The organism is Variovorax boronicumulans NBRC 103145, from assembly GCF_001591345.1.
Classification (GTDB): domain Bacteria; phylum Pseudomonadota; class Gammaproteobacteria; order Burkholderiales; family Burkholderiaceae_C; genus Variovorax; species Variovorax boronicumulans.
The window spans coordinates 1-15,146 of the sequence record NZ_BCUS01000138.1 but is presented as its reverse complement, the minus strand read 5'-3'; the positions used below and the strand labels follow the sequence as shown (position 1 = coordinate 15,146).

At 69.4% G+C, this 15,146-nt stretch carries 15 protein-coding genes and 1 pseudogene; 8 read left to right on the top strand and 8 right to left on the bottom strand.

Annotated features, from left to right (window positions below; genetic code table 11):
* Positions 1-315: pseudogene (locus VBO01S_RS27280) on the bottom strand (cobalt-zinc-cadmium resistance protein); the annotation flags it as partial.
* Positions 316-419: 104 nt separating this feature from the next.
* Positions 420-794, bottom strand: a complete 375-nt coding sequence (locus VBO01S_RS27275; RefSeq protein WP_062481260.1) for a hypothetical protein — start codon at positions 792-794, stop codon at positions 420-422.
* Between the two features lie 162 nt (positions 795-956).
* Here VBO01S_RS27275 and VBO01S_RS27270 point away from each other — a divergent pair, with 162 nt between their 5' ends.
* Both VBO01S_RS27270 and VBO01S_RS27265 read left to right on the top strand, forming a co-directional pair.
* Positions 957-1,634, top strand: a complete 678-nt coding sequence (locus tag VBO01S_RS27270; RefSeq protein WP_062481258.1) for a heavy metal response regulator transcription factor — start codon at positions 957-959, stop codon at positions 1,632-1,634.
* Positions 1,631-2,959 (top strand): heavy metal sensor histidine kinase, encoded by a 1,329-nt coding sequence (locus tag VBO01S_RS27265; RefSeq protein WP_062481256.1) that lies wholly within the window; start codon positions 1,631-1,633, stop codon positions 2,957-2,959. The genes VBO01S_RS27270 and VBO01S_RS27265 overlap by 4 nt, the downstream gene beginning before the upstream one ends.
* 6 nt (positions 2,960-2,965) lie before the next feature.
* On the opposite strand, the gene VBO01S_RS27260 is transcribed toward VBO01S_RS27265, so the two are convergent.
* Positions 2,966-4,219, bottom strand: a complete 1,254-nt coding sequence (locus VBO01S_RS27260; RefSeq protein WP_062481255.1) for a cation:proton antiporter — start codon at positions 4,217-4,219, stop codon at positions 2,966-2,968.
* 191 nt (positions 4,220-4,410) lie between these two features.
* Between VBO01S_RS27260 and VBO01S_RS27255 the strand changes: the two genes are divergently transcribed.
* A complete protein-coding gene (locus VBO01S_RS27255) occupies positions 4,411-4,794 on the top strand; it encodes a hypothetical protein (protein ID WP_062481253.1) in 384 nt (127 codons plus the stop codon).
* 62 nt (positions 4,795-4,856) lie between these two features.
* Here VBO01S_RS27255 and VBO01S_RS27250 read toward each other — a convergent pair whose 3' ends face one another.
* Positions 4,857-7,172, bottom strand: coding sequence for a heavy metal translocating P-type ATPase (locus tag VBO01S_RS27250; RefSeq protein WP_062481251.1), 2,316 nt, complete (start codon positions 7,170-7,172; stop codon positions 4,857-4,859).
* Between the two features lie 70 nt (positions 7,173-7,242).
* Here VBO01S_RS27250 and cadR point away from each other — a divergent pair, with 70 nt between their 5' ends.
* The 3 genes from cadR (at position 7,243) to VBO01S_RS27235 (ending at position 10,242) form a co-directional block, all read left to right on the top strand.
* The gene (cadR, locus tag VBO01S_RS27245; protein WP_062481249.1) at positions 7,243-7,713 is read left to right on the top strand and encodes a Cd(II)/Pb(II)-responsive transcriptional regulator; all 471 of its coding nucleotides are present in this window, start codon (positions 7,243-7,245) and stop codon (positions 7,711-7,713) included.
* 283 nt (positions 7,714-7,996) lie between these two features.
* Entirely contained in the window at positions 7,997-9,244 is a 1,248-nt protein-coding gene (locus tag VBO01S_RS27240; protein ID WP_062481247.1) for an acyl-CoA dehydrogenase family protein, read from the top strand.
* A gap of 134 nt (positions 9,245-9,378) precedes the next feature.
* Positions 9,379-10,242, top strand: a complete 864-nt coding sequence (locus tag VBO01S_RS27235) for a LuxR C-terminal-related transcriptional regulator (RefSeq protein ID WP_062481245.1) — start codon at positions 9,379-9,381, stop codon at positions 10,240-10,242.
* 62 nt (positions 10,243-10,304) lie between these two features.
* On the opposite strand, the gene VBO01S_RS27230 is transcribed toward VBO01S_RS27235, so the two are convergent.
* Both VBO01S_RS27230 and VBO01S_RS27225 read right to left on the bottom strand, forming a co-directional pair.
* The gene (locus VBO01S_RS27230) at positions 10,305-10,802 is read right to left on the bottom strand and encodes a RidA family protein (protein WP_062481244.1); all 498 of its coding nucleotides are present in this window, start codon (positions 10,800-10,802) and stop codon (positions 10,305-10,307) included.
* A gap of 13 nt (positions 10,803-10,815) precedes the next feature.
* Positions 10,816-11,850: a quinone oxidoreductase family protein gene (locus VBO01S_RS27225; protein ID WP_169805092.1), complete on the bottom strand. Its 1,035-nt coding sequence runs from the start codon at positions 11,848-11,850 to the stop codon at positions 10,816-10,818.
* A 120-nt stretch (positions 11,851-11,970) separates the two neighbouring features.
* On the opposite strand from VBO01S_RS27225, the gene VBO01S_RS27220 reads away from it, so the two are divergent.
* Positions 11,971-12,396, top strand: coding sequence for a winged helix-turn-helix transcriptional regulator (locus tag VBO01S_RS27220; protein ID WP_255221214.1), 426 nt, complete (start codon positions 11,971-11,973; stop codon positions 12,394-12,396).
* A gap of 36 nt (positions 12,397-12,432) precedes the next feature.
* Here the strand turns inward: VBO01S_RS27220 and cysE are convergent, their stop codons facing one another.
* The gene (cysE, locus tag VBO01S_RS27215) at positions 12,433-13,224 is read right to left on the bottom strand and encodes a serine O-acetyltransferase (protein WP_223301446.1); all 792 of its coding nucleotides are present in this window, start codon (positions 13,222-13,224) and stop codon (positions 12,433-12,435) included.
* A 67-nt stretch (positions 13,225-13,291) separates the two neighbouring features.
* Positions 13,292-14,023, bottom strand: a complete 732-nt coding sequence (locus VBO01S_RS27210; protein WP_062481241.1) for an RNA methyltransferase — start codon at positions 14,021-14,023, stop codon at positions 13,292-13,294.
* A gap of 132 nt (positions 14,024-14,155) precedes the next feature.
* Between VBO01S_RS27210 and VBO01S_RS27205 the strand changes: the two genes are divergently transcribed.
* The coding region (locus VBO01S_RS27205; RefSeq protein WP_062481239.1) for an inositol monophosphatase family protein at positions 14,156-15,146 on the top strand (991 nt) is incomplete at its 3' end.

Below are 15,146 nucleotides of genomic sequence, written 5' to 3'. Positions count from 1 at the left end.
CAGCTGCAGCGTGGTCGTGCGGTTGTTGCGGCGCAGGTCTTCCAGCTGCGTGTCCAGCGTGGGGTTGGGCCAGGCGCCGGCCTGAACCACCGCGCCGTCGGCGGCGGCCTGCTCATGGCGCGCGGCCGACAGGCCCGGGTTGGCCTGCAGCGCCAGCGCCACGGCGGCGCGCAGGGTCAGCGGGCCTTCGGGCTCCAGCGTGCGAGCGGGGGCCGACAGGGACGACGAGGGACCGGCCGCCTGCGGGGTCTGCTGTGAAAAGGCCGGGGGTACCGCCAAGGCCAACACGGCCAGCGGCACGAAAAGCGTGCGCATCGAATTCTCCTGGGTTGCAAAACAACGGACGGACGAATTCGGCGAGGAGCGCTCAGCTGATGAGTGAGATCAGAAAGAAGAAAAGGGGCTGTGCTCTCGCCGAATCAGGCGGAGAGCAACCAGTCGGGGCGCACCGGCACTTCGGCGATGTGCGAGGCGAAGCGTTCGGTGGAAGCGGCGCGCAGCGGCTGCGAAGCCACGGGCGCCTGGGCCGGCAGCGCGGCGGCGGTGTCCGCATGCTGGGCCTGCCCGAAGTGGGCAACGATGCAATGGCCGACCGCCGCGTTGGGCTGGCGGGTGCTGTCTTTCTTGGCGCCGTCGCCCGCGTGGGTGCGGTCGGTGCCGCGCGGCTCGTCCTCGTGGTGGCCCCAGTGGCCGCTTCCCTTGTCGCCTTCGTGCAGGCAATAGGCGGCCGACACCGCCCAGCTGTACTGGAAAGGCAGGAGAAACAGCAGGAAAATCAGGAGCCAGCGGCGCATTGTTGACAAAAGTATATCGACGGGGCGTGGCGCGCCGACCAAGAAAAGCCCTGCGAACCGAGGGCCCGGCCCACTGTACGACAGCGTGTCGGCGCTTTGTCCTTCAATAGGATTACTAAATCGTAACCAGCGTCTCGAAAGGCCTTGGGTACGATCCGTACCATGCGAATTCTTGTCATCGAAGACGAACCCAAACTGGGCGATTACCTGAAAAAGGGGCTGGAAGAGAACGGCTACGTGGTCGACATTGCCCGCGATGGCATCGAAGGCCGCTACCTCGCCACCGAGGGCGACTACGCGCTCGTGCTGCTGGACGTGATGCTGCCGGGCATCGACGGCTTTGCCGTGCTGCAGGCCATTCGCCGCACGAAGAACGTGCCCGTGCTGGTGCTCACCGCGCGCGACAAGGTCGAAGACCGCGTGCAGGGCCTGCAGCAAGGCGCCGACGACTACCTGGTGAAGCCCTTCTCCTTCTCGGAGCTGCTGGCGCGCGTGCAGGCGCTGCTGCGGCGCGGCAAGACGCAGGAGCCCACGGTGCTGCGCCTGGCCGACCTGGAGCTGGACCTGGTGAGCCGCAAGTGCATGCGCAACCGCACGCGGCTGGACCTCACGGCCAAGGAGTTCACGCTGCTGGTGGTGCTGCTGCGCCGGCGCGGGCAGATTCTGTCGCGCTCCACGCTCGCCGAGCAGGTGTGGGACATGAACTTCGACAGCGACACCAACGTGGTCGAGGTGGCCATTCGCCGCCTGCGCAGCAAGATCGACGACCCCTTCGACGTGAAGCTGCTGCACACCGTTCGCGGCATGGGCTACGTGCTGGAAGACCGTTCCTGGGCATGAGCCCGAAGCCGCATTCGATCCAGAGCCGGCTGTCGTTCTGGTTCGCCGCGCAGACGCTGTCCGGCCTGAGCATCATCTGCCTGGCCATCTACCTCGTGACCGCCTGGAGCTTCGGCGCCAAGCAGCGCGACGCGCTCGACCAGAAGACGGTGCTCGTCGAGCACCTGCTCAAGGAGGCCGAGAAAGGCGGCGACCTCGTCTTTCTGCGCCACAAGCTCGACGACTTCTTCTCGATGCAGGACGACGTGACCCTGTCGATCGCCAACGCCGGCAAGCCGCTGTTCCAGTCCACGCCGCCGCCGCAGGGTCACTGGCTGCGGCGCGCCATCGTCGTGCCCTGGCAGAACGGCGACTTCCACACCGACCTGTCGGTGCAGGTCGGCGTGAACATCGCGCAGGACTCCCGGCTGCTCGAACGCCTGGCCTGGACGCTGCTGGGCGCGGTGGTGCTGGGCACGGCGCTGGTGTCGCTCACCGGCATGTGGCTGGTGCGGCGCGGGCTGCGGCCGCTGAAGGCGCTGGCCGAGCGCACGGCGGCCATCACGCCCGACCACGTCCACCAGTCGATCGACCCCGGCGCCTTCGCGCAGGAGCTGCGGCCCTGGATCACGCAGTTCAACGCGCTGCTGGCGCGGGTGCAGCGCGCCTACGTGCAGCTGGAGTCGTTCAACGCCGACGTGGCGCACGAGCTGCGCACGCCGCTGGCCAACCTGCTGGGCTCCACCGAGGTGGCGCTCACGCGCCCGCGCAGCAACGAGGAGCTGCAGGCCGTGCTGGCCTCCAACCTCGAGGAGATGGGGCGGCTGTCGGGCATCGTGACCGACATGCTGTTTCTCTCGAAGGCCGATCGCGGCACCTCGGCGCGCTCGATGGCCCCGGTGAGCCTGGCGGAGCAGGCGCGTGACGTGATCGACTTCTACGACGCCATGCTCGACGAGGCCGGCCTGCGTGCCGAAGTGCACGGCGAGGCCGTGGCCGAGGTGGACGCGGGGCTGATCCGGCGCGCCCTCTTCAACCTGCTGGGCAATGCGATCCGCTTTGCCGAACCGGCCTCGACGCTGCGCATCGAGATCGCGGCCGCCCCTGGCGGAGAACACGACACCATCGCCGTGATCAACCGCGGCGCGCCGATCGACCCCGAGGCCCTGCCGCGCCTGTTCGAGCGCTTCTACCGCGCGGCCCAGGCGCGTGACGGCTCCACGCGCCACCACGGGCTGGGCCTGTCGATCGTCGAGGCGATCGCGCGCATGCACGGCGGGCAGGTGTTCGCGTCGAGCCAGGGCGGCGAGACGCGCATCGGGTTCAGCGTGCGCCGCGGCGGCTGAAGGGGTTCAGGGCTCGGCGTGCGCCGCCGTCTCGGCGGGCTTCGCCTTGCGGCCGACGCACAGCGTCATCAGCGGCCCGGTCATCGCGGTGGTGGCCAGCGCCATCACCAGCAGCATCGTGAAGAGCTCGGGGCCGATCAGGCCGACGTCCAGGCCGATCTTGATGACGATGAGCTCCATCAGCCCGCGCGCATTCATGAGCGAGCCGGTGGCCAGGCTGTCGCGCCAGCTGTAGCCGGCAATGCGCGCGCCGGCCGCGCCGCCCGCGATCTTGCCCACGGTGGCCACGCCCACGATCAGCAGCATCGCGCCCAGGCTGGCGCCCGAGAACGCGTTGGCCGTGGTGCCCAACCCCGCGAGCGCGAAGAACAGCGGCATCAGCACGACGATGGAGATCGGCTCGATGCGCTCGCTCAGCGAGCGCAGCAGGCGGTCGTCGCGCGGCAGGCAGGCGCCGAACAGGAAGGCGCCGAACACCGCGTGCAGGTGCAGCCACTCGGTCAGCAGCGCCGTGACCAGCAGGCCGATCATGAGCGCGGCCATCAGCGTGGTCGACGGCTCGCCGTCGGGTGCCTTCACGCGCAGCAGCCACGCAAAGGCCGGCTTGAGCCCGAGGAACAGCACCGTGAGCATCACCACCACGCCGACCGTGATCTTGATCAGGCCCGCGTAGCCGTCGCTGGTGCCCACCAGCGCGACCACGAAGGCCAGCAGGATCCACGCGAACACGTCGACCACCGCCGCGGCGCTCAGCGAGAGCTGGCCGAAGGGCGTGCGCGTCATGCCGCGGTCTTTCAGGATGCGCGCCATCACCGGGAAGGCCGTGATCGACAGCGCCGCCGCCATGAACAGCGCGAAGGGCCAGAAGCCCACGCCGGCCGGCGCGAGCGTGGGGTGCAGCGCCGGCGAGATCGCCAGGCCCAGCACCAGCGGCACCAGCACGCTGAGCACGCCCACCGCGCCGGCCGCCTGCAGCTGCGCGCGCATGTTGCGCGTGGCCCGCAGCTCCAGGCCCACCACGAACATGAACAGCACCAGCCCCACCGTCGCCAGCGACGACAGCCCCTGCAGCGACTCCTTGGCGAACAGCTGCGCGTGCAGCGACGGGAACAGCAGGCCCATGACCGCCGGCCCGAGCATCAGCCCCGCCGCCATCTCCCCCACCACGCTCGGCTGCCCCACATGGCGCAGCACCCAGCCGCACAGGCGCGCGGTGGTGAGGATGACGACGAGTTGCAGCAGGAGGGTGGTGACGGACATGGGCGGAACGGTCGTGGGGCCTGGGGAAAAAACTCGCCCGATGTTAGTTCGGCGCGCCCGGCTCGATCCAGATGTGCAACGCGGCGCGGGGGCCGTTGGAGACGTGGGCGGCGCGCGAGTGAGCCCAGACGCCTCAAGGCCGTGCTAAAAATCCGAATGCGCATGATCCAAAACTCAGCCACTTCAGCCTCATGAACACCCCTTTGTTCGCCGATCTGGCCGCCTGGATCGATTCCGTCTTGTCTGCGCCGCTGCCTGAAGGCATCGCCGCTTTTCACTTCAACCTCTACGACAGTTCGACGACCTACGACCTCGAACTCGTGGGTGCTCCAACCTACGACCCGGAAGATTCCGACTGGGCGTGCGACGACATCTTCATGTCCTCATCGCCACGTTTCGAGATCGCGAGCGAAGCGGTGGGGCCAGACTGGGAGGCAGGCCTGCAGGCCATCTCGCAGACGATTCTTCGCTACCTGGACGCCGCGTCTGCGGGCGCTTCGCGCCTGAAGGCTGCTCACGCGGTCTCTCTGGGATTCGTAGATGGCGACCTGCACCTCGTCTGGCGTGCCGAGTGAGGCGTTGACCGGCAGACGCTCGCTTCAGCCCTCTTCTCCGAGGCCGCCTCCTCCGCGCTGCGCTATTCCTGCTTTTCGGTTCGCATCAACCGCAACCCGTTCGCCACCACCAGCAGGCTCGCCCCCATGTCGGCGAACACCGCCATCCACATGGTCGCGCTGCCGAACACCGCGAGCACGAAGAACACGCCCTTGATGCCGAGTGCGAGGGTGATGTTCTGCCACAGCACCGCATGCGAACGGCGCGACAGGCGGATGGTCTCGGGGATGCGGCGCAGGTCGTCGTTCATGATGACTACGTCGGCCGCCTCCATCGCGGTGTCGGTGCCGGCGCCGCCCATGGCGAAGCCGATGTCGGCCCTGGCGAGCGCGGGGGCGTCGTTGATGCCGTCGCCGGTCATCGCGACGGCGCCGTAGCGCTGCTGCATGGCCTGGATGGCGTCCAACTTTTCTTCGGGCAGCAGGTTGCCGCGCACGTCCTCGATGCCGGCATGCGCGCCGATGGTCTTCGCGGTGGCGGTGTTGTCGCCGGTGAGCATGACGGGCGTCACGCCCAGCGCGCACAGCTCGGCCACGGCCGCCTGCGACGAGGGCTTGATGGTGTCGGCCACTGCGAACAGCGCCAGCACCGACTTTTCAGATGCCAGCAGCGTCACCGTGCGGCCGGCTTCTTCGTGGCGCTTCAGTTCGATTTCGAGTTCCGGCGAGCACAGGCCGCGCTCTTCGATCAGCCGGTGGTTGCCCAGCACATAGCTCTGGCCCGCATGCGTGGCCTGCACGCCGCGTCCGGGCAGCGCAGTGAAGTCACCGACTTCTTCGACCGACCCACCCAAGCCTTGGGCGATGGCCTTCGACACCGGGTGGTCGGAACGGCCCGCGATGTTGGCGGCCAGCGCGTACACCGCGCCTTCATCCCTGCCCGCCTTGTCGATCAGCACCGACTCGACCAGCTTGGGCTTGCCCTCGGTGATGGTGCCGGTCTTGTCGAGCGCCACGGCCTTGAGCTTGCGCGCCTCTTCGAGGTAGGTGCCGCCCTTGATGAGGATGCCGCGCCGCGCGGCCGAGGCCAGCGCGCTCACGACCGTCACGGGCGTGGAGATGACCAGCGCGCACGGGCAGGCGATGACCAGCAGCACCAGCGCCTTGTAGACGGCCTGCACCCAGGTCCAGCCCAGCAGCCACGGCGTGAGCACCGCGATGGCCAGCGCCAGCACGAAGACGGTGGGCGTGTAGATGGCGGCGAACCTGTCGACGAAGCGCTGCGTGGGCGCGCGCGAACCCTGCGCCTCTTCCACCGCGTGGATGATGCGCGCGAGCGTGGTGTTGGCTGCCACGGCCGTCACGCGGAACACCAGCGCGCCGGTCTGGTTGATGGTGCCGGCAAACACCGCATCGCCCGCGGCCTTGTCGACCGGAATGCTCTCGCCCGTGACCGGCGCCTGGTCGATGGCGCTGGTGCCTTCGAGCACCACGCCGTCCAGCGGTACGCGCTCGCCGGGGCGGATGCGCGCGACGGCATCGAGCGCCACCGCCTCGGCGCGCACGGTCTGCCAGCTGCCGTCGGGCTGCCGCACCTCGGCCTGTTCGGGCGCGAGCGCGAGCAGGCTCTGGATGGCGTTGCGCGCGCGGTCGACGGCGCGGGCCTCGATGAGCTCGGCGATGGCGTACAGCGCCATCACCATCGCGGCCTCGGGCCACTGGCCGATGATGAAAGCGCCCGTGACGGCGACGGCCATCAGCGCGTTGATGTTGAGGCGCCCGCGCACCAGCGCGGCGAAGCCCTTCTTGTAGGTGTCCAGGCCGGCCAGCGCGATGGCCGCGAGCGCGAGGCCCATCTCGGCGGCCATGAAGCCCACGCCGTCGAGTGCCAGGAAGGACACGGTCTCGGCCGCGATGGCCAGCACCAGCGCGGCCACGAGGCGCGCCAGGCCGGTCGACATGCCGGCGAAGCGCGCGGGCTCGGCCTTCTGCCCCGCCGACGATGCCACCGGCTCGGGCTTGAAGCCGGCCTGGCGGATGGCGTCGAGCGCGGCGGGCAGCGCGCCGTCTTCGGTGGTGAGGGCCAGCGTGCGTTCGCTCAGGCGAAAGCGCAGGGCCTTCACGCCCGCAACGGGCTCGAGGGCGCGGCGGATCTCGGACTCTTCGACCGCGCAGTCCATGGTGGGAATGCGAAACAGCACGGCGCCCTTCGGCAGGTCGGCCGGCTCGGCCGACGCCGGCGCACTGCCGCACACCGCGCTGCCACAGCAGGCCGTTGCCGGCGCGGCGGGGGCGTGATCGTGTGCATGGTCGTGTCCGTGGCTGTGCCCGTGGTCGTGAGCGTGGTCATGCGGCGCAGCGCGTGGCACCGGCTGATTCAGGGTGTTCTGATTCGTCATGCATTCATTGGAAACCCTGAAGCAGGTGTAGAGTCAACCGTTGATTGCCACTTCCTTGAGATGCCGCATCATGAAAATCGGTGACCTGGCCAAGGCCACGAACACGCCGGTCGAAACCATCCGGTACTACGAGCGCGAACAGCTGCTGCCCGCGCCCGCGCGCACCGACAGCAACTACCGCATCTACGACGACGAGCATGCCCAGCGCCTGGGCTTCATCCGCCGCTGCCGCTCGCTGGACATGACGCTCGACGAGATCCGCAGCCTGCTGAAATTCCGCGATGCGCCGCAGGACGACTGCGGCGAGGTGAACCAGCTGCTGGACGACCACATCGGCCACGTGGCCTCGCGCATCGCCGAGCTGAAGACCCTCGAAAAGCAGCTGAAGGCACTGCGCCTGCAGTGCGGCGGCCCCGAATCGGCGAGCGCCTGCGGCATCCTGCAGGAGCTGGACACGGCCGCGCTCGCACCCGAGACCTTCGGCCAGCACGCGGGGCACGTGCACGGCACGCTGCACGGCGCCTCCGCCAAGCGCTCCTGACGTCAGGCCCGGCGCCACGCTGGGCGATGCGGGGGTCGTGCTTCGCCGCCGTCGAGCGGACTTCAATGGTTCGTGTGGAGGCTGTATGGCCGGGCTCCGCGCCGATGCGCGTGCGTGCCGCACGGCCTCTTTTTCTCCCTTGGGCAGGGCCTGACGCGCCCACCGGCATCGCGAATGTTCGCGAAGGCGGTGCGGCCGACCCCGGCAGACAATTCCGCCGACCCGGCGCATACGCCCTGCGACCTTGGGGCTGCGAGCCGGACAGACCTACAACGGAGACACCATGCCGATCGACTTCACCCTCACCCCCGCGCAGCGCGAATTGCAACTCTCGGCTCGCCGCTTCGCGCGCAGCGTGCTGACCGAGGTCGCACCGGCCACGCGCCACCTGCCCACGCCGCTGGCGCGCTTCGTCGCCACGCGGCCGTTCTACGCACATCTGGTGAAGGCCGGGTTCCTGCGGCGCATCATCCCGATGCCGTTCGGCGGCGAAGGCACGGGCATGCTGGACATGGCCGTGGTGGCCGAGGAGTTCTATCGCGTCGACCCCAACGTGTCGCTCACGATGTTCGCCACGCTGCTGGGCCTGCTGCCCGTGACGATCGGCGGCTCGCCCGAGCAGCAGAAGGCGTTTCTCGGGCCGTTCCTTGAAGGCTCCGGCGCGCCATTGGCCGCCCTGTGCAACAGCGAGCCGGGCGGCAGCGCCAACTTCGATGCCGCGGCCCCTGGCGAAGGCACGCGCACGCGCGCCCGGCTCGATGGCGGGCAATGGGTCATCGACGGCACCAAGCAGTGGATTTCGAGCGCGACCGGATGGGACGAGCAAGGCGCCGACCTGCTGTGCGTGGTGTGCCGCACCGACGCCGACGCGCCGCCCGACAGCGGGCTGTCGGTGCTGGTCGTTCCGCGGCCCGAGGGCGGCATCGTGGTCGAGCGTTATCACGATTCGATGGGCCACCGCGCGCACCTCACGCCCCGCTTTCGCCTCGAGGGCGTGCGCACCGCGCAGGCCAACGTGCTGGGCCCGGTAGGCAGCGGCAAGGACCTGGTGGCCGCCAGCTTCTCGGCGACGGCGGCGCTGGTCGGCGTGTTCGGCACGGCCCTGATGCAGGGGGCCTTCGATTTCTCGTTGCACTTCGCCAAGACCCAATGCCGCGGCGGCGCCCTTCCGATCATCGAGCACCAGGCCGTGGGGTATGCGCTGGCCGATGCCAAGACCGCCATCGAGGCCTCGCGCTACCTCAACTGGCGCGCGTGCCACGCGCTGGACACGCAATCGCCCGCGGCGCTGGAGCTGGCGCTGCAGGCCAAGATCTACGGCTCCGAGACCGCGGTGCGCGTGATCACCGACCTGATGCGCGTGGTGGGCATCGACAGCTACGACCACGACCTGCCGCTCGCCGGCATGCTCCAGGACGCGTTGGTGCTCCCGCTGTTCGACGGCGGCAACATGGGCGTGCGCCGGCGCCAGCTGCACGAGCTGCTGCGCTCGCCGGACTACGACCCGCTGACGGCCAGCGGTGCGGCGTGACGGCCGCAGGGCTGACGCTCGCCTGAACGGCGCCAGCGTCGCGGGTCCACACCGGCGTGCCATTGGAAACAGCCCCCTTCCGCCCGGGGACGCCGGGCCGTAGCATTCGACTTCCGCACTGCAGCCCGGCATCCATGCTCGAAGACCACGACATCCTTGTGCTTCAACGCCAGCTCCGGCGGCGCCTGTTCGAAGGCGAGCGCGCGATCACCTGGCGACCGGGCCGCGAGCTGGCCGCGCAGCTGCTGCTGTACCTGGACGACCCGCAGGCCTGCTGGCGCATCTCGGTGCAATGGCTGCGCGACACGCTCGACGCCGACCGCGTCGACGCCGGCTTTGGCGGCTATGTCGACGCCAGCGGCCGCCTGCATGACTACGTGGTCGCGGCCGAGGTGCAGCGCCCGTCGCAACCGCTGCCTGCGGTGATCGGCCTGCGCTTCAGCGCCGCCAACCCAGGCATCCGCGCCGTCTGGAGCGGCAGCGGCATCGCCCCCATCATCGACGTGTCGCAAGAGCGCAGCTTCACGCAGGAGTTGCGCGCCACGCTGATGCAGGCCGGCACGGCCTCGAAGCTGGCGGTTCCCGTGCACGACGAAGACCGGCCAGTGGGCATGATCTGCGCCGACTGGCACCACAGGGCCCCGCGCTGGAAGCACGCCGTGTGCGACGAGTTGCCGGGCCTGGCCCGCACCGCGCTGGGCCCGCTGCTGAGCGCCGCCCACCGGTTCGCGCAGGCGCAGAGCGAGCGGGCAGGCGCCACGGACCACCCGGCGAACCTCGCGGCACTGACGCCGGCGGAGCTGAAGGTGGCGAAGCTGGCGGCCGGCGGCCTGAGCTACAAGGAAATCGCGCGCCAGCTGGACCGCTCGCTCTCCACGATCGACCACCAGTTGCGCAGCATCCGCGAGAAGCTCGGCACGCGCTCGACGGCGCGCCTGGTGCACATGCTCAGCGAACTGAACACGTCGGCGACGGGCCGCTCGGCACCGCTTCAATGAACGAGGCGTGGTGGGGACGCGCACGGCTGAACGCCGGGGCGGCGTCAGCGGTGTCGGCAACCTCAGCGACGTGAGGGTTCCACTTCAAGGGTCAGGGTCACGGCCACCGGCAGGTTGCCCGGCAGGTTGCGCACCCCGCACACCGACCGCGCATGGCCCGCGCGCGTGTCGAACAGGCGGGCCAGCAGCTCGGAGGCGGCGTCGAGCACCTGCGGGTGCTGGGTGAACGACTGCACGCAGGCGACATGGCCTTCGAGCCGCACGATCTGCCGCACCCGTTGAAAACCGCCCAGGTGCAGGCGCACCTGGGCCAGCGCATTGAGCACCGCCAGCCGGGCCGCCTGGCGGCCTTCTTCCAGCGTCAGCTCGGCGCCGAGCAGCCCGCGCGGCAGCGGATGCCCCGCGACCACCGGCCCCTGCATGGAGACATGCAGCAGGCCCGCCGCCTCGATCACTGCGCGGTAGGCACCGAGCGGCGATGGCGGTTCGGGCAGGACAAGACCCAGGGCCTGCAGCCGCTGCAGCACCTCGTCGTCCCCGGTCGCACGCGAAGCGTCCATGGCGCGCCCCGCTTCAGCTCGCCCAGGGCTGCAGCACGATGCTGCCCCGCGCCTCGTTGGCGGCGATGCGCCGGTGCGCCTCGGCGGCCTGCGAGAGTGGCAGCACGCTGTCGATCTGCGCACGGACCCGGCCCTGCCGTATCGCGTCGAGCCAGGCGGCGAAGTCCTCGATGTCGCCTACCAGCGTGCCGCGCAGCTGCTGCTGCGCGAAGAAGAAGCGCCGGATGTCGAAGCGCACGTCGGTGCCCGCCATGAACCCCATCGCCACCACGATGCCCATGGGCTTCACGGCCTCGAGGGTCTTCGACAGCACATCGCCGCCGAGGTTGTCGATCGCGACATCGACACCCTGCCCGCCGCTCCAGGCGCGCACGGGCTCGACGAAATCCTGCGTGCCGGTGTCGATCGCCAACTCGGCGCCCAGGCGCAGGGCCAGTTCGGCGGAGGCTGCGTTCTGCACCGTGGTGACGACGCGCGCACCCAGCGCGCGGGCCACCTGGATGCTCATCATGCCGGTGCTCGACGCGCCGGCATGCACCAGCACCCGGTCGCCGGCCTTGACCTCGCCGACGACCTGCACCGCGCGGATCGCGATCAGCAACGAGACCGGCAGTGCGGCCATCTGCTCGGCCGGCAGGCCGGTCGTGTCGCGCAGCAGCCAGTGCTCCGGCACGACGATGTACTGGGCATAGGTGCCCGGCATGTGAATGCCGGGAATCGCGTAGCTGGCCGCCGCCGTGACCGGGCGGGTGTCCCACTGCGCGGGGTCGGTCGGGTAGCCGGGCATGGCGATCACGCGCTCGCCCACCGCGAAGCGCGAAGCGACAGCGCCCAGCGCGGCGACCTCGCCCACGGCATCCGAACCCAGGATGTGCGGGAACGGGAGGACCGGGGCGATCTGCCCGAGGCGCACATAGTGATCCAGTCGGTTGACGCCGACGGCCAGCACCTTGACCAGGACTTCGCCCGGTCCCGGCACCGGCGTGGCGACCTCTTCGAGTTGAATCTGATCGGGGTCGCCAAAGGATCGGATGACGGCTGCTTTCATGAAAATCTGCTCCTGTCGTGTGGCGGGCACCATGCCTCGCAACGAAACAGGAATGGTAGATTTCACGCCACCAATCTGGAAGTAGTGACGTAAAAGTGCGATAGGGATAAAAAAGTGACTATGAAGAACCGGATGAACCGTGCGGGCCGTGTCCCGCGCGTTGCGACGCCGCCCGGCGACACGCCGTTCGTTCTGCGCGAGGACTGTGCGCAGCGGCGCATCCACTACGTCCTGAACGGCAAGTGGACCTCGATGGTGCTGTACGCCCTCAGCCACGGCGCGATGCGCACCGGGCAGCTGGAGCGCGCCCTACCGGGCATCTCCAAGAAGATGCTGACCCTGACCCTGCGCGAGGTGGAGGCGGGCGGCCTGGTCCACCGCGAGGTGTTCCAGGTGGTGCCGCCACGCGTGGAGTACGCATTGACGCCGCTGGGCGAGGTCTTCGTCGAGCCCTTGCGCGCGCTCTATGGCTGGGCGCTGGACCACGGCGATGCGCTGGACCAGCTGGAAGACAACCTGCGGCGAGACAGGGCGTCGCCCGCCTGAACGGCGACCGCGCCCCTGTGCCCCTGCGCCCCTCTTCTACTTGCCGATCAGCTGCGTCAGCTTGTCGGCCTCAAACGACTCGCCGCGCGCCGCGTCGCCCGGCACGCAGTCCTTGGTGCCCGGCTGCGCCGACAGCTTCTCGATGGCCTGCCACAGGAGCGCGATCTGGTGCTCCTGGCTCGAGGCGTTGTCGATCAGGCCGCGCATGGCCTGGCTCAGCGGGTCGTCGTCCTGCGTGATGCCGTAGGCCGAGAACTTCTGCGGCGCGGCCACGTCGGCGCTCTCGCCCTCTTTCGACGGGATGATGCGCGCCGGAATGCCCACCGCGGTCGCCCCGGCCGGCACCGGCTTGATGACCACCGCGTTGGAGCCGATCTTGGCGCCGTCGCCCACGACGAAGCCGCCCAGCACCTTGGCGCCCGCGCTCACCACCACGTTCTTTCCCAGCGTCGGGTGGCGCTTGGTGCCCTTGTAGAGCGAGGTGCCGCCCAAGGTCACGCCCTGGTAGATGGTGCAGCCGTCGCCGATCTCGGCGGTTTCGCCGACCACCACGCCCATGGCGTGGTCGAAGAACACGCGCTCGCCGATCTTGGCGGCCGGGTGGATCTCGATGCCCGTGAACGCGCGCGCGCAGTGCGCGATGAAGCGGGCCGGCCACTTGAAACCGTGGGTCCAACAGGCGTGCGCCCAGCGATGCAGCACCACGGCATGGAAGCCGGGGTAGACCGTGATCACTTCCCAGGCGCTGCGGGCGGCCGGGTCGCGTTCGAGGATGCACCGGATGTCGGCGCGCAGTCGAGAGAACATCGCTGCCTTTGTTGTCGTTATATCGATAGGGGCCGGGCAGTCTAAAGCCGGGCGTCTTCGCTTACGCGCGATGGGGTTTTGTGACGGTTCAGCTGTCGCGCGGCGGCCGGGTCGCGTCGCTCATGGCCTTGGCGATGCCGCGCAGGATGTGGATTTCCTCGGGCGTGGGCTGCGCGCGGTTGAATAGTTGCTGCAGCCGCGGCATGAGCTTCTTGGGCGCCGCCGGGTCGAGAAAACCGATGTCCACCAGCGAGCGCTCCCAGTGGTCGAGCATGCCGGCCACGGCCTGCGCGTCGGCCGCCTGCACCGGGGCGATGGCCTCGCGCACGCCGTAGCCGCCCAGCGCCAGGCGCCATTCGTAGGCCACCACCTGGATGGCCGCACCCAGGTTGAGCGAGCCGAACTTCGGGTCGGTCGGGATGCTCAGGGCCACGTTGCAGCGGTAGACGTCCTCGTTGCGCATGCCGAAGCGCTCGGAGCCGAACAGGAAGGCCACGTGCTGGTCGCCCTGCTTGCCCAGCGGTTCCAGGTGCTCGCGCGGCGTGCGCGTGGGCGGGCCGAAGTCGCGCGGGATCATGGCCGTGGCGCACAGGTGGGTCACGCCGTCGAGGGCTTCATCGAGCGTTTCGACGATGCGGGCGTTGTTCAGCACGTCCAGGGCGCCGCTGGCGCGCTGGATGGTTTCCTCGCGCCGCAGCACGTTGGCCCAGCGCGGCGCGACCAGCACCAGGTCGTCGAAACCCATGGTCTTCATGGCGCGGGCGGCGGCGCCCACATTGCCGGCGTGGCTGGTCTGGATGAGGATGAAACGGGTGCGCATGACGGGTGGGGAAGACACAAACGGGCTGAGCCGGTAAAATGCCCGATTCTCGCCGCCCGCATCGCCGGACCGCAGGGTCGCCCAGATTGCATTCTTGGGGGCCTCTCCCACCCGTTCTTCTCACAATCCAGAATGTCGTCCCCCAACCTGCATCCCATGCTCAATGTGGCCGTCAAGGCCGCACGCGCCGCCGGCGCCATCATCAATCGCGCCGCCCTCGACGTCGAGGCCGTGCGCATCTCCCAGAAGCAGGTCAACGACTTCGTCACCGAAGTCGATCACGCCAGCGAGAAGGTCATCATCGAGACCTTGCTGGGCGCATACCCGGGGCACGGCATCCTGGCCGAAGAATCGGGCACCGAATACGGTGCCAAAGACTCCGAATTCGTCTGGATCATCGATCCGCTCGACGGCACCACCAACTTCATCCACGGCTTCCCGGTCTACTGCGTGTCGATCGCGCTGTCGGTGCGCGGCAAGATCGAGCAGGCGGTCGTTTTCGATCCGTCGCGCAACGACCTGTTCACGGCCACCAAGGGCCGCGGCGCCTACATGAACGAGCGCCGCATCCGCGTGTCCAAGCGCGTGAAGCTCAGCGAGTGCCTCATTTCCACCGGCTTCCCGTTCCGCACCGGCGACAACTTCAAGCAGTACCTGGCCATCATGGCGGACATGATGCCCCGCATGGCCGGCCTGCGCCGCCCCGGCGCCGCCGCGCTCGACCTGGCCTACGTGGCCGCCGGCTTCACCGACGGCTTCTTCGAGACCGGCCTGAACCCCTGGGACGTGGCCGCCGGCTCGCTGCTGGTGACCGAGGCCGGCGGCCTCATCGGCAACTTCACGGGCGAGCCCGAGTTCCTCGACCAGCGCGAATGCCTGGCCGGCGCCCCGCGCGTGTACGGCCAGCTGGTGCCGCTGCTCGCCAAGTACTCCAAGTTCGCCAACGTGGACGACAAGCTGCGCGCCAGCGACCGCGTGCGCGCCGTCTCGGCCTCGACCAAGTCGAGCCCCGCCGACGCCTCGGTCGACCTGTACGCCCGCAGCACCGTGACCGAAGCCACGGCCGCCCCGCTCGACGGCAGCGCCGAGACCCCGGCCGCGGCAGCACCCGCCGCGCCGGCCG